General features: G+C 36.3%; 2 protein-coding genes. Both read left to right on the top strand.

All coding sequences use genetic code 11. From position 1 onward, the window contains the following. The coding region (locus AB4496_RS25090) for a type II toxin-antitoxin system RelE/ParE family toxin (protein ID WP_137002699.1) at nt 1-250 on the top strand (250 nt) is incomplete at its 5' end. 89 nt (nt 251-339) lie between these two features. After that, complete coding sequence (locus AB4496_RS25085; RefSeq protein WP_017101335.1) at nt 340-633, top strand: HigA family addiction module antitoxin; 294 nt, start codon at nt 340-342, stop codon at nt 631-633. The last annotated feature ends 200 nt before the right edge of the window (nt 634-833 follow it).

Raw genomic sequence — 833 nt, 5'->3', positions numbered from 1 at the left:
AAAGTTTGCGACAGAACCAAATCACATCGATAGCATTGCGTTTATACTGGATGCTGTCGATGCTTCACACCACCCTAAAGATCTGAAAGCAATTTATAGAGATAAATTTTCTGAAAAGAAAGGTTCTGGTAAAGGGGTTTACAGTATAAAAGTTAATGGAAATTGGCGAATAACTTTTCAAATACAAGATGAAGGCGCTGAATTTCTTGATTATATCGATTATCACGGGAAAAAAATAAAAGCCCGATAGCTGCCTAATAAAAGATTAGGTTACGGGTCACGATATATGTGACCTTAGTCTATCTCGTTACATACAAGGTAGGCTTTAGGAGAGTAGAAATGAGAATGACGAGAAAACCATCACATCCAGGTAAGTTTTTTAAACACACTATTTTGGATGAAAGAGGAATATCAATTACCGAAGCAGCAGTGAACTTAGGTGTAACAAGAAAAGCACTAAGTGAATTTGTTAACGGTAAAGCCAAATGCTCACATGCAATGGCTAGACGCCTAGCAGAAACGACCGGAACTGGCGTTGGTATTTGGATTATGATGCAAGCTAAATTAGATACTTGGGAAGCTGAAAGCATGGAAATAGAAACACCAATTATCCCATTTAAAACACAAGCTTAATTGTTAATGAGAAAAATATAAAGAACACCAAATAGTAAAAGTAGAATCCCAATAAAAACGGCTCTCAATAAGGAGTCGTTTTTGTGTTTAATGCACAATATGTTATAGCCAACTTTTGAGTGGTTTTTGCACACTTCCTTTCTCTAATAGCTACGAGATCGCAAAAATCACTCACTTTCTTCGGTTCTGTCGCAAATATA

Origin of the sequence: Vibrio sp. 10N.222.46.A1 (assembly GCF_041473595.1) — a bacterium.
GTDB lineage: Bacteria > Pseudomonadota > Gammaproteobacteria > Enterobacterales > Vibrionaceae > Vibrio > Vibrio tasmaniensis_A.
The sequence above is the reverse complement of the archived record's forward strand: the minus strand, read 5'-3'. Positions and strand labels throughout refer to the sequence as shown.